The sequence below is a fragment of the Paenibacillus antarcticus genome (assembly GCF_001637225.1).
Lineage (GTDB): Bacteria > Bacillota > Bacilli > Paenibacillales > Paenibacillaceae > Paenibacillus_AQ > Paenibacillus_AQ antarcticus.
This window is the reverse complement of the sequence record NZ_LVJI01000048.1, coordinates 225,829-249,990: the sequence shown is the minus strand read 5'-3', so window position 1 is coordinate 249,990 and position 24,162 is coordinate 225,829. Positions and strand designations below refer to the sequence as shown.

Here is a 24,162-nt window from a genome sequence, read left to right as displayed (position 1 = left end):
AAATTTTTTTGTTGAGGTGAAGATGATGAGCAAGGTTCCTTATGAAGTGTATACAGAGGAAGTAGAAGCGCTTTCCGTTCTATCTCCAGATGGTGAAATCGTTAATGAAGCTATGATGCCGAAACTTACTGATGATCAATTGAAAGAAATTATGTACCGTATGGTGTTTACTCGTACTTGGGATGACCGTGCAGTTAACTTAGGTCGTCAAGGACGTCTTGGTTTTTATGCTCCTGTGTCTGGTCAAGAAGCAACGATGATCGGTAGCGAGTATGCTCTACAGAAAGAAGATTTTGTATGTCCTGGATATCGTGATATTCCGCAGCTAGTATGGCACGGACTTCCACTTTATCAAGCGTTCCTATATTCACGTGGTCACCAACATGGAGGTCAAATTCCAGAAGGTGTAAACGTATTGATGCCACAAATTATTATTGGTGCGCAAATTCTCCATGCAATGGGTATTGCAATGGGATTCAAACTTAAAAAACAAAAACAAGTAGCTATCACATATACAGGTGACGGTGGTTCGTCTGAAGGTGACTTCTATGAAGGTCTAAACTATGCAGGCGTATATAAACTTCCAGTCATTTTCTTTGTTCAAAACAATGGTTATGCAATCACTACTCCATTCTCCAAACAAACAGCGGCCCTATCTATTGCTCATAAAGCAGTAGCTGCGGGAATCAGAGGTATTAAAGTTGACGGTATGGACGTATTTGCTGTCATTAGTGCCGTACAAGAAGCTGCTGAACGTGGTCGCAATGGCGAAGGTGCAACATTGATCGAAGCTGTAACATATCGTTTCCGTCCGCATTCCTTGTCTGATGATGCTAGTAAATATCGGACGAAGGAAGAAGAAGTGGAATGGAGTGCGAAGGATCCTATTGCACGCCTTGCTAAGTATCTGGAGAAAAAAGGTCTTTGGACTGAAGAAGATACAGCACGTGTAAGAGAAGAAGCTAAGGCTGAAGTAAATGAACAGATCAAAAAAGCAGAAAAAACAGAAAAAATGACAGTATCCGGTTTGCTTGACAGTATGTTCGAGACTACACCGAAATATCTGGAAGAACAAAAAGCCGATTTCGAATAGAGATAATTTACAACATATAAATAACCAACGTGACTGCGAATGTTTAAGGAGGATATGAAGCAATGGCTCAAATGAATATGAAAGAAGCAATTCGTGATGCGATGCGCGTAGAACTTGAACGTGATCCGAACGTCTTGATCTTCGGAGAAGATGTAGGGAATGTAGGTGGTGTTTTCCGCGTAACAGAAGGTTTGCAAAAAGCTTTCGGAGAAGATCGTGTATTTGATACTCCACTAGCTGAATCCGCAATCGGTGGATTAGCTGTAGGACTTGGTATCCAAGGATTCCGTCCAATTGCTGAGATTCAATTTATTGGATTTATCTTTGAAGCGATGGATCAAATGTTGATTCAAGCAGCTCGTATGCGTTACCGTTCAGGTGGACGTTACCATTCTCCAATCGTGTTCCGTACACCATTTGGTGGTGGAGTTAAAGCGGCAGAGCTACACACAGATTCCTTGGAAGGTTTGATTGCTCAAACTCCGGGTATTAAAGTAGTAGTACCATCTAATCCTTACGATGCAAAAGGACTATTGATCTCTGCAATTCGCGACAACGATCCAGTATTCTTTATGGAGCATTTAAATCTTTATCATGCATTCCGTGCAGAAGTTCCAGAAGGTGAATACACCATTGAACTTGGTAAAGCTAATATCGTTCGTGAAGGTTCCGATGTAACCATCATTTCTTACGGAATGACTGTTCACACAGCTACGAAAGCAGCTGATGAATTGGAGAAATCAGGAATCAAAGCGGAAATTATTGACTTACGTACATTAAATCCACTTGATATAGATACGATTGTTACATCTATTAAGAAAACGAATCGTGCAATTGTTGTACAGGAAGCACAGAAGAGTGCTGGTATTGCAGCTGAAGTTATTGCTCAAATCAACGAAAAAGCTATTCTACACTTGGAAGCTCCAGTACTTCGTGTTGCGGGTCCAGACACTATTTATCCTTTTGCACAGATCGAAGATTCATGGCTCCCAACACCAGCACGTATTATCAAAGCTGTTAATACCGTGTTGGAATACTAACAGCTCGCAGTCATTAATAAGGAGGTAAAAACATTGGCTAAATTTGAATACCGTTTCCCAGAATTAGGCGAAGGTTTACATGAAGGCGAAATCATCAAGATGCATATCAAAGTAGGTGATAAAGTCACTGATGATTCTATCGTAATGGAAGTACAGAATGACAAAGCAGTGATTGAAGTTCCATGTCCAGTGGATGGTACAGTACTAGAAGTGCTAACCAAAGACGGACAAGTATGTCGCGTAGGTGACGTTGTAGCTGTTATTGATGCTGTAGGTGACGTTCCTGAGCAAGATGCTCCAACTGGAGATCATTCTAGTCAAGAAGCAGACGCAGCAAAAGGTAGCGCGGACACAACTTCTTCACCAGCTGGATCCAGTCCTGCTGATGCTAAAGAAGGCGGAGCAGCAACAACAGCTCCTGCAGCTCCTAACAAAGACGTACTTGCAACGCCTAGCGTGCGTAAATTCGCTCGTGAACAAGGTATTGATATCTCTACAGTAACGGGTACTGGTAATAACGGTAAAGTTACGAAGGAAGATGTTGAATCCTTTAAGAATGGTGGTCAAGCAACTTCATCAGCACCGGCAGCTGCAGCTTCAACTGAAGAAGCGCCTAAAGCGACTTCAGCAGCAACAACTTCGGTTAATGCTAGCGGTGAAGAAGAGCGCGTGCCATTCAAGGGTATCCGTAAAATGATCTCTAACGCGATGGTTAAATCGGCTTACACTGCTCCACACGTTACAATTATGGATGAAGTAGATGTAACTGATTTGGTGGACTTCCGTACACGTATGAAACCAATTGCTGAGAAAAAAGGAATTAAAGTTACTTATCTTCCATTTATCGTGAAAGCACTTGTTGCGGCTTGCCGTCAATTCCCTGCTCTTAACGCAATGATTGATGAAGAAAGCAACGAAATTGTATACAAGAAATACTACAATATCGGTATTGCTACAGATACAGACAATGGCTTGATCGTTCCAGTAATCAAAGATGCTGATCGTAAGAGCATCTGGATGGTTGCTGATTCAATCAAAGACCTAGCGGTTCGTGGACGCGATGGTAAATTGTCCCCTAACGAAATGAAGGGTAGTACAATTTCAATCTCTAACATCGGTTCTGCTGGTGGTATGTTCTTTACTCCAATCATCAACTTCCCTGAAGTTGCAATCTTGGGTACAGGTCGTATCTCTGAAAAAGCCGTAGTTAAGAATGGTGAAATTGTTATTGCACCAGTTATGGCATTGTCCTTAAGCTTTGACCACCGTATTATCGATGGCGCTACTGCACAAAACTTTATGAACTACATTAAAACACTGCTCAATAACCCTGAGCTATTAGTAATGGAGGTTTAATCATGGTAGTTGGAGACGCTTCTCTTGATATCGATACATTAGTCATTGGTGCAGGTCCTGGTGGTTATGTGGCAGCAATTCGTGCTGCTCAACTAGGTCAAAAAGTATTAATCGTGGATAAATCCGAAGTTGGTGGCGTATGCCTTAACCGCGGTTGTATTCCTTCCAAAGCTTTGATTGCTGCTGCTCATCATTATGAGTCTGCACAACATGGTGCTGCATTTGGGGTAAGTGCAGACAACGTGAAAGTGGATTTCGGTAAAACACAAGAATTCAAAAACAGTGTTGTTAAGAAATTGACTGGTGGCGTTGCTGGATTACTTAAAGGTAACAAAGTGGAAGTATTCAATGGTGAATGTATGTTCATCAATGAGAACGAAGCTCGTGTCTTCAATGATCACGAATCTCCACGTTACCGTTTCAAGAACTGTATTATCGCTACAGGTTCTCGTCCAATCGAACTTAAACCATTCCCATTCGGTGGTCGTATTATGTCTTCAACTGAAGCATTGGATCTTCCTGAAATTCCGAAGAGCCTAATTGTTATCGGTGGTGGATATATCGGTGCTGAACTTGGTCAAATGTTCTCGAAATTCGGAACAAAAGTAACAATCGTTGAAGGCTTGGAATCCGTACTTAACGGTTTCGATCCAGATATGACTAAACTTGTTGTTAAGAACATGACGAAAACAGGTATTGAAATCATCACTAATGCTAAAGCTGAAAGTGCTACACAAACAGATAAAGACGTTACTGTGAAATATTCTGTTGGTGGAGAGTCCAAAGAAGTAACTGCTGAGTACTTGCTTGTTACAGTTGGACGTCGTCCGAATACAGATGGTGAACTTGGTCTTGATCTTGTAGGTATCGAAATGGACGAACGTGGATTAGTTAAAGTTGACCATCAAGGTCGTACGAACTTCCCACACATCTTCGCTATTGGTGATATCGTAGCAGGTCCTGCTCTTGCTCATAAAGCTTCCTATGAAGCTAAAGTAGCTGCTGAAGCTATCTCTGGTCATGCATCTGTAATTGATTACAAGTGTATCCCAGCAGTTGCATTCACAGATCCTGAATGTGCAAGCGTTGGTTATACAGAGAAAGAAGCGAAGGATAAAGGCTATGAAGTTGTTGTAGCTAAATTCCCATTTGCCGGTAACGGTCGCGCATTGTCTCTAAATAGCCCTGACGGCTTCGTGAAGTTGATCTCTGAAAAAGGTACTGACCTTGTTCTAGGATGCCACATTGCAGGTCTTGAAGCTTCCAACTTGATTGCTGAACTTGGTTTGGCTATCGAAATGGGTGCAACACTTGAAGACATCGCTTTGACAATTCATGCTCACCCAACATTGGGTGAAATCGTGATGGAAGGTGCCGAGCTAGCTCTTGGTAACCCAATTCACATGATGGCTCCGCGTAAATAAGAAATCGTAACTTATATATAAAAAAGAGTGCTCCTAGCCATTGATAAAATGGTTAGGGGCACTTTTTTTGATGCTTTTTGGGTGGACGCTCCGAGAACGGACCTTTTCTCCAATCGCTGTGGTCTCCAAATTTCTGGATTGAAATCGCTGTAGCGGTTGAAATTCGAAGACCAAGGCGAGCGCTATCGCTTTTCCGAAATGTTCCGTCCTCTGCGCTACTTTGAACATAACAAGTTATATTAGATCATCCCAAAAACAAAGGAAGTACTCTTTTGGCGTAATGGAAGTACTCCTTAGCAGTATTTAAAAAAGCGATGTGTTTATATTTTCTAATAGTAGCAAACAACAACTTTCTGACAATGGATTTGGAAGAAGGGATTCTTCAGAGTAAACTCGTGTGCATGATTAATACAACTGTGAATTATCCGGGTGATTCAATACGTTCTATTTTGAAACATGGTGATTTTACAACCCGAAAAAGCTCAATAATAATGGTATCATTTTAGCCAATTTTTACCTGCTGCATTTTCCAGTGTAATAACGAATATCTCAATTTCCTATTGCTGTTCTGATGGAGAGTCTAAATCGAAATTAACTGTTGCAGAAAAAAGGATGGATATTCATCGAAGTAGCGAAGGTGACGGAATTGTCCTGATGAAGCGATAGCGTTTACCTACAAGCTTTTCTTAGGAAAGCTACTTCGGAAGCATATACATGAACTATGATTCCAACCGCTATAGGCGGTATACAATCAAGAAATCAAAGGGCAACAGCGATCGGAAGGACAATCCGTTATCGTAGAGACCTCCTACATGACTCTATAGATTAAAATTTATTGAAGTGTATATATTTATTTTAATGATAAATACATGTTACACTTAGAACACAAAGATTCGAATAGGCTTGTCACGTATAAGCGATATAAAATATAGTGAGGTGCTTTAATCAGTGAAGAATTATTTAGAATTGCTACAAGACATATTAGACAACGGTACACCTAAAGAAGATCGGACAGGCACAGGGACGGTATCCGTATTTGGACGTCAGCTTCGTTTTGATTTATCCAAAGGGTTCCCACTATTAACGACAAAGAGAGTTCATCTTAAATCTGTCATTCATGAACTGTTATGGTTCATAAGTGGTGACACAAATATAAAGTATTTGAAAGAAAATGGCGTCTCGATATGGGATGAATGGGCTGATGAGAACGGGGAATTGGGCCCTGTGTATGGCTCACAGTGGAGATCTTGGGAATCCCCAAGTGGAGAACGGATCGATCAAATCGCGAATGTGATTGAAGCGATTAAGAATAATCCTGATTCGCGTCGACATATTGTAAGTGCATGGAATGTAGCTGAAATTGACCAAATGAAACTTCCGCCATGCCATTTTGTATTTCAGTTCTATGTTGCAGGTGGCAAGCTGTCTTGTATGCTTACTATGCGTTCTGTAGATACATTTTTAGGCCTGCCGTTTAACATTGCGAGTTACGCGTTACTAACTCATATGGTGGCTCAGCAGTGCGGTCTAGAGGTGGATGAGTTTATTTGGTCCGGTGGCGATGTGCATATTTATTCAAATCACATGGAGCAAGTGCATACTCAACTACAGCGTGAACCTTATGATCTTCCAGAACTGGTTATTCATCGTAAACCTGATTCTATCTTTGATTATCGTTTTGAAGATTTCGAATTTGTTGATTATAAATATCATCCTGGGATTAAAGCTCCAGTGGCCATATAGAAAGAAAGAGAGAGAGGAGATACGAATGGGTATTACGATGATTTGGGCCATGGGCCGCAATGGTGTCATGGGAAAAGACAATGGAATGCCGTGGCGTTTACCACGTGATATGGCTTTCTTCAAAGAACAAACGATAGGTAAGCCTGTTGTAATGGGAAGGAAAACGTGGGAGTCTTTTGGTGGTAAACCATTAAAGGATCGCACGAATATTGTGATGACACGTGATTCAGAATATAAGTCACATGATGCTCAGATTATTCATAGTCTAGAAGAGGCGTTAGATTATGCAAATAATCAAGAGCTTATGATCATTGGCGGGGCACAGATTTATGAGAAATGGTTGCCATATGCGGACCGTCTGCTTGTGACAAGAATTGATGAAGACTTTGAAGGCGACACTGTGTTTCCAGATATAGACTGGACTTGTTGGACATTATCAGAGGAAATTCCAGGGGTGAGAGACGAGAAAAATCCGTATGATTATCGTTTCTATATCTATAACCGCAATAACTGTTAAACCCTTCCATGTCCTGTTACTTTAATGATAAATAGTACAAATAATAATGCGGATAATCCATTAATATAAATTCATGGGGATGCTAGAATAATATAAATTGTAGCGTATTTATTCATTCGCATATTTATGTACTTATATAAATAATTATGTTGAAGAGAGAACGGGATGGAGGAATAGGGTTATGTCTACGCCAACAGGCTTTATGGAATTTAGTCGTCAGCTTCCTATAGATCGTGATCCATCGGAGCGGATCAAAGATTGGGAAGAATTTCATAAACATATGTCTGAAGAAGAGCTTCGGACGCAAGGTGCTCGCTGTATGGATTGCGGAACGCCATATTGTCATACGGGGATTGATATGGCTGGAGGAACATCAGGTTGTCCTGTAAATAATCTAATTCCAGAATGGAATAATTTAATTTATCGTGGATTATGGAGAGAGGCACTGGATCGTTTACATAAAACGAACAATTTTCCTGAATTCACAGGTCGTGTCTGTCCAGCACCTTGTGAAGGTTCTTGTACCGTGGGCTTAATTGGTCAACCGGTAACGATTAAAACAATTGAGCAAGCGATTATTGATAAAGGTTTTGAAGAGGGCTGGGTTGTTCCTAAGCCTCCTGAGAGACGCACAGGTAAACGTGTAGCAGTGGTAGGTTCTGGTCCAGCAGGGCTTGCAGCAGCGGCTCAACTCAATAAGGCAGGGCATAACGTAACGGTCTATGAGCGTGCTGATCGTATCGGTGGGTTGTTGACCTACGGGATTCCGGCTATGAAGCTTGATAAAGGCGTTGTACAACGTCGCGTAGATATACTTGAAGCCGAAGGAATTGAATTTGTGACTAACGCGGAGATCGGTGGTAACATACCTGCGCAGCAATTAGTGGATGAATATGATGCTGTCGTTCTCTGCGGAGGTGCAACGAAACCTCGTGAGTTCAACATTGAAGGTTCAGATCTTGTGGGTGTCCATTATGCGATGACGTATTTGAATGGAACAATTAAGAGTTTTTTAGATTCAGGATTAGAAGATGGAAATTATATTTCTGCTAAAGATAAAGATGTCATTGTTATCGGTGGTGGGGATACAGGTTCTGACTGTGTGGCAACGTCACTCCGTCATGGCTGTAATAGTATTACGCAGTTCGGTACCCATGACAAGGCACCACTTGAGCGTGATTCATTAGGCAATCCGTGGCCTCAATTTCCAAATGTATATACATTAGATTATGCTCAAGAGGAAGCGAAAGCTATTTACGGGCAGGATCCGCGTGAGTTCTCTATTATGACAACGAAATTTGTAGGCGATGATTCGGGTCAATTACAAGAATTGCATACGGTGCAAATTCAGCGCTTGATTGATGATACGGGTCGTAAAGTGTATCAGCCTGTTCCTGGAACAGAACGTATATTTAAAGCACAAATGGCGTTAATCGCCATTGGATTTGATGGTCCTGAACAGACTTTGATACAGAAGTTAGGTCTTGAAACGGATCGTCGTTCGAATGTGAAAGCACATAAAGGTAGATATACGACCAATGTGGACAAAGTATTTGCAGCAGGAGATATGCGCCGTGGACAAAGCTTGGTAGTATGGGCTATTAATGAGGGACGCGAAGCCGCTCGTGAAGTGGATAAATACCTAATGGGTTCTACAGTACTCGTCTAAATATTTAATAATAACAAACAGTAGGCTAATGGGATGATCCTTAGTCTACTGTTTTCGTTTTAAGTATAGCTAGCCCAAAAAAAAGGGAGTCGCCCATAGGTCTAGATACATCAGACCTATGGGCGGCTCCCTTTTTATATATCATGATAAGCTGATTGGTATTATTTAGAGAAAGAAGTGTTATATATTGAAATCATTTCTTCCATAGCCGCTTTGCTAATCATTTTACCTTTGAAATAAATTAGATCCTCAGCGTTTCCAGTGAAGATACATGAAGGCTCATATTTTTTAAGTACGATACGGTCTCCATCTACAAATATTTCCAAACCATCTTTGATTTCAATCCCTAAAGTTCTACGTAATTCAATCGGCAATACAATACGACCCAATTCATCCACTTTTCTTACAATACCAGTTGCTTTTAACATTATTATTTCCTCCTAATGATTTATCGAATTATGATGACATAAGTATATATAAAACGACAAATTTTGCGGTAAACCACTTATTGAATTTTATTCCTATTTCTAGTTTGTTGTCAACCTTTATGTGCTAATAATAGTAATTTATCACGTATTTAGTGTTATTATTATGAATTTTCTGAATCGGTATAGACTCAATATAAGGTTATATGATTCGACAAAATTCGATAAACACCTCGATCCAAGGGTTTTGTAAAAAGGAAATCGATATTTACTGTTTTTGTTATTCTTAATGTAAAGATATCACTGGATACTAAAAAAGGGAGAATAAGCAATCGGAAACAACTTTTATTAGTTAACAAAACTTTTATATGATACGATAGAGTGCGTTGCATTGAGATGGTGATCATAATTCATTAAGGAGTGACAATCCATTGAAGACACTCATTATTGCGGAGAAACCTGATATGGGTCGAAATATAGCTGCTGCAATTGAACCTAAAGCAAAAAACCACCGATCCTATTTAGAAGGTGAGCAATATATTATTACGTGGGCAATCGGTCATTTAATTGGACTAGCAGAGCCGGACGCTTATCATGACAGATATAAGAAATGGAACATAAACGATCTTCCTATTATTCCTGATCCATTTATGCTGGTTCCTAACAAGAGGACGTTAGATCAGCTTAAGGTCATTGATGAATTGGCTAAACGAAGTAATTTACTCGTTAATTCATGCGATGCTGGACGTGAAGGACAACATATATTCTCACTTATTCAGCGGCATCTACAATTGAGTCAGCCTGTCAAAAGACTGTGGATTTCGGATTTGACCCCTGAAACGATACGAAAAGGTTTTGCTGAGTTAAAAGAAGGTTCTGAGTATGAGAACTTAACGAAAGCTGCTAGGGCACGTAGTGAAGCCGATTGGTTAATTGGTATGAATGGTTCGCGTGCTTTTACTACCAAACATAATGTGCTGCTATCTGTAGGTAGAGTACAGACTCCTGTACTTGCACTAATCTATGATCGACAGAAGCAGATCGAAGCCTTTGATTCCTTAAAGTTCTTTGAACTCGAAGGATATTTCACTCAGAACGACTACACATACAAGGGCATGTGGCAGGGTGATCGGATGACGGATCAAGCCAAGGTTGAAGCTCTAGCCACTAAAGTGAAGGGCAAGAATGGGCGAATTGCATCATATGATGTTAAGGACACCAAAGAGTATCCGAATAAATTGTATGATTTGACGCTGTTGCAACGTGAAGCGAATGCGAAGTACTCCTTTTCTGCGAAGAAAACATTGGATACGGCACAGGCACTTTATGAGAAACACAAGGTGATATCTTATCCTCGTACGAATTCTAACTATGTGACGGAGCAAAATATTCCCGAAATGCACAAAACGTTATCTGTTCTACAAGGTACATCATACGGGGACTTAGTAGCGGGAGCAGATCGGAGCATTGTTCATAAAGGAAATAAATCCATTTGTAATCCTACGAAAGTAGAGGATCACCATGCTATTCTTCCTACACATCGTAAGGCTGCAAATCTTAGTCCGGACGAACAGAAACTCTATGATTTGATCGTGCGGAGATTTCTATCACAATTCTATCCACCGGCTGAATATAAAGTACATACTGTTATGACCGAGGTGGAAGGTGAATCATTCAAAACAACTGTGAAAGAATTGCTCAGTCTAGGTTGGAAGGTCGTAACTGCCGATCAGAAGAAGGATCCAGTTAAGAAAACAAAAGGTAAAGATAAGGACGATGATGACGAAGAAGAGACGGAAGTCAACGAACCTTTCATGATTCAACCTAAAGATGGTGTGACTTGTACGGATGCGAGTGTCAAAGAAAAGGATACTCAACCTCCGAAGCACTATACCGAAGGGACGCTGCTTAAAGCGATGGAAAGTGCAGGTAAACAGATTGAGAATGAAGAGTTGCGTGATGCAATGAAAGATTCTGGACTGGGTACACCTGCAACACGTGCAGCTACCATTGAACGATTAAAAAGTGTTGGTTATGTAGATATGCAGGGTAAGAGAATTCAAATTACGCAAAAAGGACGTACCGTTATTGAATTAATTCGAGGTGCTGGCATAGAACTTCTTACTTCACCAGAGATGACAGGGCAATGGGAACGAAGATTGAATGAGATCTCACGAGGTACGGCATCCGATGAACAATTCATGGGGAATGTTAAGAAGTTCGCGACGATGATTGTAGATAAGGTTCGTGTACAATCTAGAGCATCGAAGACAATGTTTGAGAGCGAGGATTCCGCACGGAAACCTGCTACGAAGAAGCGTACATCCGCTCAATCTACTGGAACTACGCCGTCTGCCACAAGAAGTAGACAAGCCAGTTCTTCATCAAGCACGGTAAAGACAGCGGAATCAACGAAACCTACGCGAAATAAGGGGTCTGAGGAAAAAGGTTCGGCACCGACCATCATAGCGAAGTGTCCTCGACCTGGTTGTGGGGGAATGATCTTCATGGGACGTAAAGGATTTGGTTGTTCTCACTACAAAAAAGGCTGTAAATTTGTCATTTGGAAAGAGAACTTCGGACGTGTACTAACAGATACACAAGTGAAGTCATTGATTGAAAAGGGCAAGACGAGTAAGCTGAAACTTACACTGGAAGATGGAACACCAACGGATGCTCGTCTTGTCATTAAAAGTTTAGACACGGGTGAACTCACGATTGAACCATAATACAGTGAACAGTATAGGTTATATCCTCATCCATTACGCTTGAATTAAAAACAACGGATCCCTTAATTGAGGGTCCGTTGTTTATTTTCTTGCTCTATTTTGTGATCAATCATTTCTGGGACTTCCTCAATGGATGAAACAGTGTACAGAATATGGTCGGGAGATCTCTCAAGTTCAACAATGTTGTACTCCCATTCATTCGAAATCTGGATATGAATACTGGCAATTCCAGCAGTAAGTGCGGGAATGACGTCCGTTCGAAGGGAGTTTCCAATCATCCATGTAGACGAACGATCAAATAGACCACTTTGTAAAATTTGTTCTAAAGCATGCGTATTTTTATGCTCACGAATATAAATTCGCTCATCGAAATACATATTTAACTTCATTTGATCAATCTTCCGTTGTTGAATGGCAGTCTCGCCACCCGTATAGAGGTAAAGCTTATGACCATCACTCTTTAAGGACTCAAGAGTCTCAATCATACGTGGATAGGGTTCCACTTCGAGATCATAAACACTAAGTCCTAACTTCATCAACTGATCTTCCTCTTGAGGATTAATCAGACGAGGACACTTTTGACTGAAATACCTATAGGTATTAATGAGAGATGCAGGGAAGTTACCACTCTTAAATCCAACGTTGTGGACAGAGGCAATATCGATCTCAATTTGCTTTTGACGAATCTCCGTGGTTGTTAATTCATATTCAGCGAACCATTGTTGGATTATTGCATAAAATTCGTCCAAAATCAGTCCGAAATATTTGTTGCAATGAATGAGTGTATCATCCAGATCAAATAGAATTTGTTGACGTGTATTCACGTATGAATCACTCCTAAAGATGTATATACGATTCTAAGAATATCTGAAGTTCAGAAACACCATCGGGTCTAATACTGTATTTCTCAGTATCGTGATTCCCGAGATGGATGCGTAGAAATCCAGCTACTCGAAGGATTCTAAGGTGATGCCTTAGTGTCTCTACAGGTTGGTTTAAATCACGTTGCATATCGAAGAGTGACTTGGGTTGATCTCCGATGTAACGAAGTAAACGAAGTCGACTTAGATCAGAGAGAGCATGTGTCATGCGAGTGAGACACATTGGTGGTTCATCATTCTCATGATCTTCTGGTACATCAACCGGATATTGAATGAGAAGCATATTGGTATAGAAACAAAAAAGATTAATTGGACGATTATGAACGGTAGGGAATAGAATCACCGTTTCGATATCTGTCATATCATCCACAATGATACCAGCGGTGGCATATTCAATTAAATTTTCAGAATCCATCTTGGTTAAAAGCGTTCTTTTTTCCAAAGCATCTTCTTCAATAAGTGGTAATATATCGCCTTCAACTTCTTTGAAATAGTGGATATACCATAGTTTTAATAAGGGTACATAGTCATTCCGAATTCGTCTAGCATCATCTATGGACATCGTGGGAAGGTAAGGAGAGGATAGCTCGAACAAATGATCGTCATTACATAACGTCAAATATTCAAGAAAAGGCTCAACTTCATCTCCAGTCTGTCTAAGGATTGCCCATGCATATAACACATCAAAATCATCGAATGGCCAAGATGATGCGGGTGCTAATGCGTTGCGGACACTCACGGAGAGTTGGTTATTAACCGTGTGAAGCCATTGGGGTCCCATATCCATGTTGTCTGTCCATTTTTTTGAAGTGTATACCATAAAACTCGCCATAAGTTCGTAGATCGATGAAACATCGACTTTCACGTTATAGTTCATGTACCCATACCTTTCCGTCATTTCATAAAGCTTCTTATATTATGGCTTGTTCTGATAGGGCTTGTCCACTATAATGTGGAATAGTTTAAGGGGGAGAACAGGGTGTCAGCAAATACTAACATGACTAATCATACGCATCCAAAAGTAACACGTACACATTATCTCATACTCATCGCTGTAATCGTAGTGGCAGGGACAACGCAAGGGTTGTTGCTTCCTGTATTAGCCATTTTTTTAGACCAGATGGGTGTATCAGAAATGATGAATGGCTTGAATGCAGCCGCACTATATATCGGATCTTTTGCGATGACACTGGTAGCTGAAAGAGTATTAGGTGCTTTAGGATTTAAAAAGTTAATTGTCGGTGGGCTAGTGCTCGTACTTCTCACCTTGTTAATATTTCCATGGATACCGGATATCCGGCTATGGTTCGTACTCCGTCTCATTATTGGTATTGGAGATAGTGCATTACATTATGCCTCACAGCTGTGGGTAATTATGTCTTCTCCAGCCCAGAATAGAGGGAGAAACCTTTCGATATATGGGATGTCTTATGGTGTCGGGTTTAGCTTGGGGCCACTTGGAATTCAACTTCTTTCATTCGGAAAAGCAGTTCCGTTTATCGTCTTAAGTATATGTGTCCTCATTGTATTGATTGTCGTTCTAGTGAAACTTCCTAATGAACGGCCTGAGAAGGTTGCAGGATCTGCGAATGAGAAACATCGATTCCGTCGTAGCTATCGGATCGCTTGGTATGCTCTGATCCCGGCATTACTATACGGTTATATGGAGGCCAGTATGAACAGTAGTTTTCCACTGTATGGACTTAATATTGGATTTAGTGAAGGACAAATATCTGCATTACTTCCTGCAATCGGCATCGGTGGACTATTGCTTCAACTACCTTTAGGAATTATGAGTGATCGTTACGGAAGAAAAAGATGCTTGATGTGGTGCGGAATTGCTGGTGGGATCACTTTTGCATCCGTACCTCTTGCAGGTGATCACTTCTTCATAAATATTATATTAATGATGTTAGCGGGAGGATTAGTTGGTTCCTTCTTCTCCTTGGGTCTTGCTTATGCAGCGGATGTGTTGCCTCGTAATCTACTTCCAGCAGCAAATGTGGTAGCCTCGTTTCAGTTCAATATAGGTAGTATTGTCGGCCCTAGCTTGAGTGGTATATTCATGTTTTATCACTGGGAGGAAGGCATGTTTATGATGCTTGGACTCTCGTACTTGCTATTTGGATTAGCAGGTTTTTGGTTCTCTCCATCAAGAAGACTAGAATAGAACGTTTGTTCGCATGGAATTCTATCGTCTTTTCCAATACACTATAGGAAAGGACTTAGAGGAGCGTAATCATCATGATCAAAGTAGAACATCTAACTAAATTTATAGGAATCGATAAACAACCCATTCTTCATGATGTGAATTTTCAATTCCATAAGGGCGAAATGATTACTATCGTTGGTGGTAGTGGCAGTGGGAAGAGTACATTACTTCGCTGTTTAGCTCTACGTATGAAATGGGATGAGGGAACATTTAACGTTGATGGGGACGACATATTTAAAAACGGATTCAGTGGTAAAATAAAAATAAGAAGAGAATGGGCATACTTGGAGCAAAACCCTCAGTTCAACCTCAAACGGACAGCACTTAAAAATGTTCTTATAGGTCAATCTAGTCAGACGCCTTGGTGGCGTATGCTTACAGGGATGGTTCGTTCAGATGATTACATGGGAGCTATGGATGTCATTGAGAGTCTTGGGCTACTAGAGAAAGCGCATTCCAAAACGAGTCAATTAAGTGGTGGAGAACGTCAACGTATCGCGATTGCCCGTGCCTTAGTTCATGGAGCCCAGGTTATTCTAGCAGATGAACCTGTTGTGGGTCTGGATCCCAAATCCATTGAAAGTGTACTAGAACTATTACGTGATTTATGTAAGGAAGAACGCGTGACTGTGTTGACGGTGCTTCCACTAGAACTTGCTGAGAGATATGGAACACGAATTATAGGACTCTCTAACGGAAAAATTGTGTTTGACGTTAAAGGACGCCGTCTTACGCATGCTGAGAAGAATATGATTTAAAATGAATAGCGTTAATTATAGAAAAGAGTGATATAGGTGTATAAATCAAGCTTCATCCGAGCATGTACTGCTTGTTTGGCCTTATTTATCCTTGGTGGTTGCAGCTTTATTAGTGATCCGGTGTCGCTTATGAAGAACCCTGAGATTTCAGCGGAGAATGAGACACTACGCACATTTATTACCTTACAGATACCTAAAGGTGCACCGCTGATCCGTGCTCGAGATAACGATAACACGAGTCTAATTCGTTTCGTTGATCTTAATAATGATGGCAAGAAGGAAGTTGTTGTATTCTATGAGACCCCTGACCAAGCGGTCCAACTCCATGGTTCTATTTTTGAAATTGAGGATGGGAAATGGGTACAGAAGGTAACTTTCGATGGAGAAGGTAAGGTACTGGAGTCATTGAAATTTAAAGACATTACGAATGATGGTAGTATCGATATCATTGCAGGATTCTCAAGAGGTGACGAGGAACTTCAGAGTGGATTAGTCGTATATACTTATCATGGAGGGGAACTAGAAAAAGAATTAGAGGTACCTTACAGCCATTTTGTTATGGATGATCTAAATGGTGACGGACTAAATGACCTTACGGTTGTTTCGTTAAAGCGCAATGAGTTGGCTAGAATGACGACATATCAATATGATGATGGTTTCATTGAACTTGATAAGCTTGAATTGGATAAAAGTGTTAACAATTATTACAATGTTGTCGCAGGAAATGTAGCGAAAGACAAGAAAGGTATTATTTTAGATGCTGCAAGTGGATCAAGCTCTGGGTATTGGTATTCAGAGATGATTGTGATGCTAGACAACAAGTTGACACCTGTCCTAAATGATGATCAAACATATAAGGATGTTCAGATTTATAGTGAAGATGTCAACGCTGATGGGATATATGAAATTGGTATACTGGAGACGCCCAAAGGATGGGAACACTTTAGCTTTGATGAGATCCCATGGTTCTACTCTTACTATCAGTGGGATGGTAAAGAGGGGATGACCTTTGTTAGGCAACAATACCATGATTATAAAAGCAGATTTTTCCTTAATTTCTTTCTTCCAGAATGGCATAACAACGTAACCATTGATACGAAATCGAACAAGGATGAGTACCTACGGTTTGTGATGATAGATACGAATAAAACAGTTGCGGAGATCAAATTCTTCTCACAACAAGAGTGGGATAAAGGTCATAACGGTTGGGATTTACTTGTTCGTGCGAGTGATAAAGTGATTGCTTATAAGAGTTACGACGTAAATCTTGAGTTGAATAAAAATAAAAAAGTGGAGTCGGATGTGGCTCCAATCGAGAGGAAAGGAAATAAGGATGAGTAAAGTATTGATATTGGAAGATGAGGAGTCTATTCGTAGCTTTATAGTCATTAATTTGAAGCGGAATGGGTTTGAAGTTGTAGAAGCTGCCGATGGTTACGAGGCTATTGAAAAATTAACAACGATACCTGATATTGATATTGCACTTTTAGATGTCATGGTTCCGGGTATTGATGGGTTTGAAGTATGCCGACGGATTAGAGAAACGAATGAACGGATCGGAATTATATTCTTAACAGCCAAAGTGCAAGAGCAGGATAAGGTATATGCATTGTCGGTAGGTGCTGACGATCATGTTAGTAAACCCTTTAGCCCAACAGAATTGATCGCTCGAATTCAATCGTTATTGAGACGTGTGAACGTTCATCGGGAAAGTTCTACGAAAGTAAGCTTTCACTCTGGGCCATTCTCGCTCGATCTCATTACGAAACAGTTTAAAAAGAATGCTATCTCCATTGAACTAACACCTACGGAGTTCTCACTTATTCAGTTTTTCCTTGAAAAAGAAACGACGCCTTTGAGTCGTGATGTCCTGTTGGATCACGTATGGGGTAGAGAGTATATGGGAGATCCTAAGATTGTAGATGTGAATATTCGTCGGTTACGTCAAAAAATTGAAGAGAATCCTTCAGAACCAGAATTCTTACAAACCGTATGGGGACATGGGTATAAGTGGAAGGGCACTGTGCAATGATTAAGAAGGGTATAAGCAGACAGATCGTTCTTCACTACTTTATCGTAGTGTTTACAGCGCTTCTTCTGGTGGAAGTCATTTTCTTATTAACGATAAGAACGTATTATTACGATAGTGTGTTTACCCACATATCGAAAAGTGCAGGAGAAGCAGAAAGGTATTACCAGAAGTTCCGTATATACGAGGAGGAGAATGTTAATTTATTGTCAGACATACTGGCGAACTTTAAATTGACGGGGACAGAACTCCAGGTTCTTGATACGAAGGGTAAAGTGTTAATTAATACGACGGAATTCCTTTCAGAAGCTTCAATTACTACAAGTGATGTCCCCCAAGCTATCTCAGGGAATACGGGTAGATGGGTAGGAAGACAACCTTCTACTAATGAGGATGTCATGGCGGTATCGAAATTAATACAATTTGGCGGGGGAGATACATACATTCTGCGCTATACGACCTCTCTAAAGACGATCAATGATAAACTATTCAATGTGACCTTACTTTCCATTTCCATAGGTGCTGCCGTATTGGCTGTTGTTCTTGCGTTCAGTATTGGGCTTGCGAATTCGATTGTTAAACCGTTGAATAATATCACGGCCGTATCTGCACAAATGGCTCAAGGGAAATATAAGGCAAGAGTGAAGGGCAATTATAAATATGAATTGGGTGAGCTAGCAAGCACGCTTAATCATATGGCTCAAGAAATCGTAAGGAGTAATCAGATCAAAGATGACTTCATCTCCTCGATTTCTCATGAACTTCGAACACCGCTCACAAGTATTAAGGGGTGGAGTGAGACGATTCACTCAGGTGGTTTCGATCCTGATGAGACGAAGATCGGAATGCAGATTATTTCCAAAGAGACTGAACGCCTCATTGGTTTAGTAGAAGAAATTCTGGATTTCTCCAAACTTCAACAAAATGAGATGAAACTGGTCATGGGTAATGTACCTCTCAAAGAACTCCTTAAGGAAATCATGTTGAATATGTGGACGAAAGCAGAGAAGAAGAATATTAAGTTAATATTAGAAACAGATGAGTATCCAATTGTGCTGGGGGATGCTAATCGCCTTAAGCAAGTATTCTTAAATCTTGTCGATAACGCTATCAAATTCTCTGAAGAGCATAGTGTCATCCAAATTGTGTTGAATTGTTATCCTGAACAAGTTGAAGTTGAAGTTCAAGATGTTGGATTAGGCATTAGTGAGGAGCATTTGAATAGAGTCAGAGACCGGTTCTTTCAAGTGAATCCTCTGAATGGTGGAACGGGTCTTGGCCTTGCGATATCACAGCAACTGGTTGAACAACATCAAGGAACAATGGTCATTGAGAGTGAGCTCGGTAAAGGAACTATTGTAACCGTGATGTTGCCTCTTTCTAATGAGAACTTATAAAAATGACAACAAGAGCGAATCCCAATAGGCATTCGCTCTTGTTGTCATTTATTTTGATTATTTATAAACCTTGAGCGCTTAGACGTTTAGACACGTCTTGTAGAATTCGCTTAGGTTGTGTGCGCACGGTTGGTTTACGGAATACAATTTCACGTGGACCCACTACAACGACTTCTTTAGCAGATCCTTTGATGATGGAGCCATCTTTAATTACTGCACCTTCACCAATGATAGCATGTTCTATAATCACGTTACGTCCAATTTTGACATTGGGCATGATGACACTATCCTTTATTTCTGAACTTTTACCAATCTCCACGCCATTGAAGATAACTGATTTCTCAGCGATTCCATCCAACTTACATGATTCTGACATCATGCAATTAGAGGTACTTCCAACCCTATTCTTATGTTGATTATATTTCGTAATCCAGGGACGGCTGTACATAGGCCAGTTGGTCTTATGTAGATCCCATTCAACCTGATCATCTAATAAGTCCATATGAGCATCCCAAAGGCTTTCAACCGTACCAACATCTCTCCAATACCCTTTGAATCTAAAGGCGAAGAGGGAGTCATGATTGTCTAGCATTGTAGGAATGATATCCTTCCCAAAGTCATGCGAAGAGTTTAAGTTTGCTGCATCATCCATTAATATTTGTTTAAGATAAGACCATTTGAAAATGTATATTCCCATGGAGGCTAAGTTACTTTCAGGTTGTGCTGGTTTTTCTTGAAAATCAGTGATTTGTAAATTCGTATCTACACTTAGAATTCCAAATCGATTAGCATCTTCGAATGGGACTTCCATAACTGAAATGGTTGCTGTAGCATTTGTACTTTTATGCTGTTCTAACATGTCACTATAATCCATGTGATATATATGATCTCCGGAAAGAATAAGGACATGCTCTGGGTTGTTGCGATCTATATATTCAATGTTCTTGTATATCGCGTCTGCAGTACCTAAGTATTCATTACCTGTATCATAGGAAGGCAGAAGGGCAACTCCGTCGTCTCCAATGCTCTGAAGACCCCAAGCTTCTCCGTTTCCTATATGTTCATGTAATGACTTAGCTTCGTACTGTGTAAGTACACCCACGGTTCCGATTCCGGAGTTCGTGCAATTGCTTAGTGGGAAATCAATGATACGATAATGACCACCAAACGGCACCGCCGGTTTGGCCATCTCTGAGGTTAATGGTGCTAATCTTCGGCCTTCTCCACCTGCAAGCAGCATGGCAATACATTCTTTTTTATTCACGTTACGTCACTCCCTATATTATGATCACTGTTATAAATGTAAATGTGTAAAGATCGTTATAAATCTGTAAACATCGTTATTTATGTGTAAACATCTTTTAACCCACATGAAACGAGTATATTGAAAATAATCATGAATTATTACAAAATTTGATGTTAAATATCATTTATATTTTCAAGATGAGTGGAATAGGTTAATAATAAGGATGTACATACCATAATAGAGAAGGTGATTAGTATGTTGAATCAACATAATAACTCGGTCGATGCGATTTCATCGGAAGATATTTATTTATTTCACGAAGGAACTTCACATCACAGTTATCGTTTTCTTGGAGCACATCCGGTAAACGAAGATGGACAAGATGGTGTTCGGTTTACAGTATGGGCTCCTCATGCATCCCATGTGGGATTAGCAATGGATCAGAATGCTTGGAATGGATGTAATCATTCATTATATAAGATACCCGAATCTGGATTTTGGACTCGCTTTTTCGCTAACATAACCCTTGGAACTATATACAAGTACCATATCACTGGACCCGACGGTGAATCTTTCCTTAAGGCAGATCCGTATGCTTTTCAAGCTGAATTACGGCCAGCAACGGCATCCGTTGTGACAGAGTTGGAAGGATATAAATGGAATGACACGGTTTGGCGCCGAAAACTAAAGCAACCGTTCAACAAACCACTTAACATTTATGAAGTTCACTTAGGAACATGGAAGCAGAAAGAGGATGGTTCCTTGTATTCTTACCGGGAACTGGTCGACATACTCATTCCTTATGTTAAAGACATGGGATATACACATATAGAGTTTATGCCGCTTGGCGAACATCCATACGATCTTTCATGGGGATATCAAGGAACTGGTTTTTTTGCAGCAACGAGTCGGTTTGGTTCACCTCATGATTTCATGTATTTGGTGGACGAGTGTCATCAAGCAGGACTAGGAGTCATTATGGATTGGGTACCGGCTCATTTTGCTAAGGATGCTCATGGTTTACGACTGTTTGATGGTGCGCCATTATTTGAGTACAGTGATCCCTATAAGGCAGAGAAACCTGGATGGGGAACCCTTTCTTTTGATTATGGGAAACCAGAAGTTGTCTCATTTTTGATCTCAAATGCCCTATTTTGGTTAGATATGTTTCATATTGATGGATTACGAGTAGATGCTGTAACCAGTATGATTCGACTTGATTTCGAGAAAAGGGAAGATCAATACCAGAGAAATGAATTGGGTGGACTAGAGAATTTGGAGGCTATTTCTTTTTTACAACAATTGAATACTGCCATATTCCACTATCATCCACATACATTAATGATGGCTGAAGAATCGAGTGCTTGGCCTGGTGTTACAATTCCCGTTGAAGATAATGGATTAGGGTTTAATTACAAATGGAATATGGGATGGATGAACGATACGTTGGATTATATCGAGAGGTCTTTCTCGGAGCGTTCATCGAAACATCATTTACTTACGTTTCCGATCTGCTATGCGTTTTCGGAGAACTTTGCTCTTCCGTTATCACATGATGAAGTGGTTCATGGGAAGAAGTCGCTCTTGAACAAAATGCCGGGTAGCTATGAGGAAAAATTCGCCGGGCTTCGTATTTTACTAGGTTACCAAATGACGCATCCAGGTAAAAAGCTGCTATTCATGGGTGGAGAATTTGGACAATTTATTGAATGGAAAGATCAAGAGCAGTTGGACTGGCTGTTGCTCGAATATGATAAACATCGGCAGACGAAAGAGTATACCTCAGATTTGAATCATTTCTATAAGAATGAGAAGGCTTTATGGGAATTTGATCATGGGTTTGTGGGGTATCAGTGGATAAGTGCGGATGATCACTCACAGAGTGTCATTTCATATGTTCGTAAAGGGAAAAAACCATCTGATGATCTAATTATTATTATTAATTTTCAACCCATTGCACAAGAGGAATATCGAATTGGAATCATGAGAGCAGGCCGGTATCAATGTGTATTTAATAGTGATAATCCGAAATATGGTGGGGAAGGATTAAAGGTGGAATCTTCTGTTAAGACTGAAAAGACGCCTTATCACAGTCAGAAACAAAGCGTTGTACTGACTCTTCCCCCGCTGAGTATGTTAGTGTACAAGAAAGAGCCTAGACGGCCGAAATTGAATGATCAGTAAAGGAGAATAATTGATGAAAGTATTATTTGCAGCAAGCGAATCTACACCCTTTATTAAAACCGGTGGACTGGCTGACGTCATCGGTGCTTTGCCAAAAGAACTTCTAAACAGCGGCGTGGATGTGCGCGTGATTCTTCCTAAGTATCGTGGGATAGCTCAACAATATCGAGATGCGATGGAACATATTGGTGAAGTGTATATACAATTAGGATGGCGACGCCAATATTGCGGTATTGAAAGAATTATACATGAAGGAATTCCTATATACTTTATTGATAATGAATATTACTTTGGACGTGACAACGTTTATGGATATATGGATGATGGAGAAAGGTTTTCTTTTTTCAATAAGGCTATACTACAGGTTATTCGCGAATTGGATTTCCAAGCTGACGTAGTGCATTGCCATGATTGGCATACAGCAATGATTCCCTTACTGTTAGAAGCAGATTATCGTCATGATCCCTTTTATGCTAAAATGCGTACGGTATTTACGATTCATAATTTGTTATACCAAGGTGTATTTCCGTATGACATGTTGAATGATCTCATGGGGCTGGGTAATCGTTATTATTTAGGTGTAGAATATTACGGTAATGCTAGCTTTATGAAAGCAGGGATTAGTTACTCCAATCATGTTACGACGGTAAGTCCTACGTATGCTAGAGAAATTCAGACATCGCATTATGGTTATGGATTAGAGGGTCTGTTAACATCCTTAGGGGATAAATTGAGCGGGATCATCAATGGCATTGATGCTGAAAGTTATAATCCTGCGAATGATCCATACATACATTCCACTTATCAGACTAACTTAGACGAGAAACGAGAGAATAAAATAGCGTTGCAGAAAGAACTTAACCTTCCTGTCGCACCCAAAATTCCGCTGATCGCTATGGTTACTCGGTTAGTGGACTCCAAGGGTCTGGATCTGCTTGTTAGAACCTTAGATGAACTGCTACATTATGATGAAGTGCAGGTGGTTATACTGGGTACAGGGGATGCGATTTATGAACAGTGGTTCAGAGAAGCAGCGAAGCGTTATCCCAACAAACTATCGTCTCAGATCACCTTTAATGAAGGATTATCGCGCAAATGTTATGCTGCAAGTGACATCTTCCTTATGCCATCCAAATTTGAACCATGTGGGATTAGTCAGTTGTTGGCTTTACGATATGGGAGCATTCCCGTGGTTCGTGAGACGGGTGGTTTGAATGATACGGTGCATGCTTATAATGAGTTCACGGGTGAAGGAAATGGATTTACTTTCAGTGACTTTAATGCACATGATATGTTGCATACGATTCGTCGTGCGGTATCCTTCTATCATCAGCCAAAACATTGGCGCAAAGTCACGAACAATGCCTTTAGCGGTGACTATAGTTGGGGAGTATCAGCGCGAGAGTATATCGACATTTATGAACAAGTGATAGAGCAATAAGTGGAATGATTGCTGAAA

General features: G+C 40.4%; 19 protein-coding genes. 15 read left to right on the top strand and 4 right to left on the bottom strand.

The window, feature by feature from the left end; translation table 11 throughout:
- Nucleotides 1-25: 25 nt before the first annotated feature.
- From pdhA to PBAT_RS21995, 7 genes are all read left to right on the top strand, one after another.
- The gene (gene pdhA / locus PBAT_RS22025) at nucleotides 26-1,093 is read left to right on the top strand and encodes a pyruvate dehydrogenase (acetyl-transferring) E1 component subunit alpha (RefSeq protein ID WP_068585574.1); all 1,068 of its coding nucleotides are present in this window, start codon (nucleotides 26-28) and stop codon (nucleotides 1,091-1,093) included.
- A 62-nt stretch (nucleotides 1,094-1,155) separates the two neighbouring features.
- On the top strand, nucleotides 1,156-2,133 hold the full coding sequence (locus PBAT_RS22020) for an alpha-ketoacid dehydrogenase subunit beta (protein WP_068585571.1): 978 nt from the start codon (nucleotides 1,156-1,158) through the stop codon (nucleotides 2,131-2,133).
- A gap of 33 nt (nucleotides 2,134-2,166) precedes the next feature.
- Nucleotides 2,167-3,489: a dihydrolipoamide acetyltransferase family protein gene (locus PBAT_RS22015; RefSeq protein ID WP_068652826.1), complete on the top strand. Its 1,323-nt coding sequence runs from the start codon at nucleotides 2,167-2,169 to the stop codon at nucleotides 3,487-3,489.
- A 2-nt stretch (nucleotides 3,490-3,491) separates the two neighbouring features.
- Complete coding sequence (lpdA, locus tag PBAT_RS22010; RefSeq protein WP_068652825.1) at nucleotides 3,492-4,913, top strand: dihydrolipoyl dehydrogenase; 1,422 nt, start codon at nucleotides 3,492-3,494, stop codon at nucleotides 4,911-4,913.
- Nucleotides 4,914-5,861: 948 nt separating this feature from the next.
- Nucleotides 5,862-6,656 carry a thymidylate synthase gene (gene thyA / locus PBAT_RS22005; protein WP_068652824.1) on the top strand — a complete coding sequence of 265 codons (795 nt, stop codon included), beginning with the start codon at nucleotides 5,862-5,864 and terminating at the stop codon, nucleotides 6,654-6,656.
- Between the two features lie 25 nt (nucleotides 6,657-6,681).
- Nucleotides 6,682-7,173, top strand: coding sequence for a dihydrofolate reductase (locus PBAT_RS22000; protein WP_068652823.1), 492 nt, complete (start codon nucleotides 6,682-6,684; stop codon nucleotides 7,171-7,173).
- Between the two features lie 181 nt (nucleotides 7,174-7,354).
- Nucleotides 7,355-8,842 (top strand): glutamate synthase subunit beta, encoded by a 1,488-nt coding sequence (locus tag PBAT_RS21995; protein ID WP_068652822.1) that lies wholly within the window; start codon nucleotides 7,355-7,357, stop codon nucleotides 8,840-8,842.
- Nucleotides 8,843-9,003: 161 nt separating this feature from the next.
- Here the strand turns inward: PBAT_RS21995 and PBAT_RS21990 are convergent, their stop codons facing one another.
- Nucleotides 9,004-9,270, bottom strand: a complete 267-nt coding sequence (locus PBAT_RS21990; protein WP_068585555.1) for an AbrB/MazE/SpoVT family DNA-binding domain-containing protein — start codon at nucleotides 9,268-9,270, stop codon at nucleotides 9,004-9,006.
- A gap of 428 nt (nucleotides 9,271-9,698) precedes the next feature.
- On the opposite strand from PBAT_RS21990, the gene PBAT_RS21985 reads away from it, so the two are divergent.
- Nucleotides 9,699-11,996 carry a type IA DNA topoisomerase gene (locus PBAT_RS21985; protein ID WP_068652821.1) on the top strand — a complete coding sequence of 766 codons (2,298 nt, stop codon included), beginning with the start codon at nucleotides 9,699-9,701 and terminating at the stop codon, nucleotides 11,994-11,996.
- Between the two features lie 62 nt (nucleotides 11,997-12,058).
- Here PBAT_RS21985 and PBAT_RS21980 read toward each other — a convergent pair whose 3' ends face one another.
- Both PBAT_RS21980 and PBAT_RS21975 read right to left on the bottom strand, forming a co-directional pair.
- A complete protein-coding gene (locus tag PBAT_RS21980; protein WP_149466353.1) occupies nucleotides 12,059-12,820 on the bottom strand; it encodes an HAD family hydrolase in 762 nt (253 codons plus the stop codon).
- 13 nt (nucleotides 12,821-12,833) lie between these two features.
- Nucleotides 12,834-13,754, bottom strand: coding sequence for a helix-turn-helix domain-containing protein (locus PBAT_RS21975; protein WP_068652892.1), 921 nt, complete (start codon nucleotides 13,752-13,754; stop codon nucleotides 12,834-12,836).
- A gap of 120 nt (nucleotides 13,755-13,874) precedes the next feature.
- Between PBAT_RS21975 and PBAT_RS21970 the strand changes: the two genes are divergently transcribed.
- The 5 genes from PBAT_RS21970 to PBAT_RS21950 all read left to right on the top strand — a co-directional run bounded on the left by PBAT_RS21970 (nucleotide 13,875) and on the right by PBAT_RS21950 (nucleotide 19,273).
- Nucleotides 13,875-15,047: an MFS transporter gene (locus PBAT_RS21970; protein WP_068652891.1), complete on the top strand. Its 1,173-nt coding sequence runs from the start codon at nucleotides 13,875-13,877 to the stop codon at nucleotides 15,045-15,047.
- 74 nt (nucleotides 15,048-15,121) lie between these two features.
- The gene (locus PBAT_RS21965; protein ID WP_068652819.1) at nucleotides 15,122-15,847 is read left to right on the top strand and encodes a phosphonate ABC transporter ATP-binding protein; all 726 of its coding nucleotides are present in this window, start codon (nucleotides 15,122-15,124) and stop codon (nucleotides 15,845-15,847) included.
- A 36-nt stretch (nucleotides 15,848-15,883) separates the two neighbouring features.
- Nucleotides 15,884-17,188, top strand: coding sequence for a hypothetical protein (locus PBAT_RS21960; RefSeq protein WP_246168259.1), 1,305 nt, complete (start codon nucleotides 15,884-15,886; stop codon nucleotides 17,186-17,188).
- The gene (locus tag PBAT_RS21955) at nucleotides 17,181-17,879 is read left to right on the top strand and encodes a response regulator transcription factor (RefSeq protein WP_068652818.1); all 699 of its coding nucleotides are present in this window, start codon (nucleotides 17,181-17,183) and stop codon (nucleotides 17,877-17,879) included. The genes PBAT_RS21960 and PBAT_RS21955 overlap by 8 nt, the downstream gene beginning before the upstream one ends.
- On the top strand, nucleotides 17,876-19,273 hold the full coding sequence (locus PBAT_RS21950; protein WP_068652817.1) for a sensor histidine kinase: 1,398 nt from the start codon (nucleotides 17,876-17,878) through the stop codon (nucleotides 19,271-19,273). The genes PBAT_RS21955 and PBAT_RS21950 overlap by 4 nt, the downstream gene beginning before the upstream one ends.
- Nucleotides 19,274-19,334: 61 nt before the next feature.
- Here PBAT_RS21950 and PBAT_RS21945 read toward each other — a convergent pair whose 3' ends face one another.
- Complete coding sequence (locus PBAT_RS21945; protein WP_068652816.1) at nucleotides 19,335-20,537, bottom strand: glucose-1-phosphate adenylyltransferase; 1,203 nt, start codon at nucleotides 20,535-20,537, stop codon at nucleotides 19,335-19,337.
- A gap of 237 nt (nucleotides 20,538-20,774) precedes the next feature.
- Between PBAT_RS21945 and glgB the strand changes: the two genes are divergently transcribed.
- Complete coding sequence (gene glgB / locus PBAT_RS21940; RefSeq protein ID WP_068652815.1) at nucleotides 20,775-22,703, top strand: 1,4-alpha-glucan branching protein GlgB; 1,929 nt, start codon at nucleotides 20,775-20,777, stop codon at nucleotides 22,701-22,703.
- Nucleotides 22,704-22,716: 13 nt separating this feature from the next.
- A complete protein-coding gene (gene glgA / locus PBAT_RS21935; protein ID WP_068652814.1) occupies nucleotides 22,717-24,144 on the top strand; it encodes a glycogen synthase GlgA in 1,428 nt (475 codons plus the stop codon).
- Nucleotides 24,145-24,162 lie beyond the last annotated feature (18 nt).

Excerpts from the sequence above, each read along its gene's own strand:
- pdhA (WP_068585574.1), top strand. The coding sequence starts at position 26 with ATGAGCAAGGTTCCTTATGAAGTGTATACAGAGGAAGTAGAAGCGCTT.
- PBAT_RS22020 (WP_068585571.1), top strand. The coding sequence starts at position 1,156 with ATGGCTCAAATGAATATGAAAGAAGCAATTCGTGATGCGATGCGCGTA.
- lpdA (WP_068652825.1), top strand. The coding sequence starts at position 3,492 with ATGGTAGTTGGAGACGCTTCTCTTGATATCGATACATTAGTCATTGGT.
- PBAT_RS22000 (WP_068652823.1), top strand. The coding sequence starts at position 6,682 with ATGGGTATTACGATGATTTGGGCCATGGGCCGCAATGGTGTCATGGGA.
- PBAT_RS21995 (WP_068652822.1), top strand. The coding sequence starts at position 7,355 with ATGTCTACGCCAACAGGCTTTATGGAATTTAGTCGTCAGCTTCCTATA.
- PBAT_RS21990 (WP_068585555.1), bottom strand. The coding sequence starts at position 9,270 with ATGTTAAAAGCAACTGGTATTGTAAGAAAAGTGGATGAATTGGGTCGT.
- PBAT_RS21975 (WP_068652892.1), bottom strand. The coding sequence starts at position 13,754 with ATGAACTATAACGTGAAAGTCGATGTTTCATCGATCTACGAACTTATG.
- PBAT_RS21970 (WP_068652891.1), top strand. The coding sequence starts at position 13,875 with ATGACTAATCATACGCATCCAAAAGTAACACGTACACATTATCTCATA.
- PBAT_RS21965 (WP_068652819.1), top strand. The coding sequence starts at position 15,122 with ATGATCAAAGTAGAACATCTAACTAAATTTATAGGAATCGATAAACAA.
- PBAT_RS21955 (WP_068652818.1), top strand. The coding sequence starts at position 17,181 with ATGAGTAAAGTATTGATATTGGAAGATGAGGAGTCTATTCGTAGCTTT.
- PBAT_RS21950 (WP_068652817.1), top strand. The coding sequence starts at position 17,876 with ATGATTAAGAAGGGTATAAGCAGACAGATCGTTCTTCACTACTTTATC.
- glgB (WP_068652815.1), top strand. The coding sequence starts at position 20,775 with ATGTTGAATCAACATAATAACTCGGTCGATGCGATTTCATCGGAAGAT.
- glgA (WP_068652814.1), top strand. The coding sequence starts at position 22,717 with ATGAAAGTATTATTTGCAGCAAGCGAATCTACACCCTTTATTAAAACC.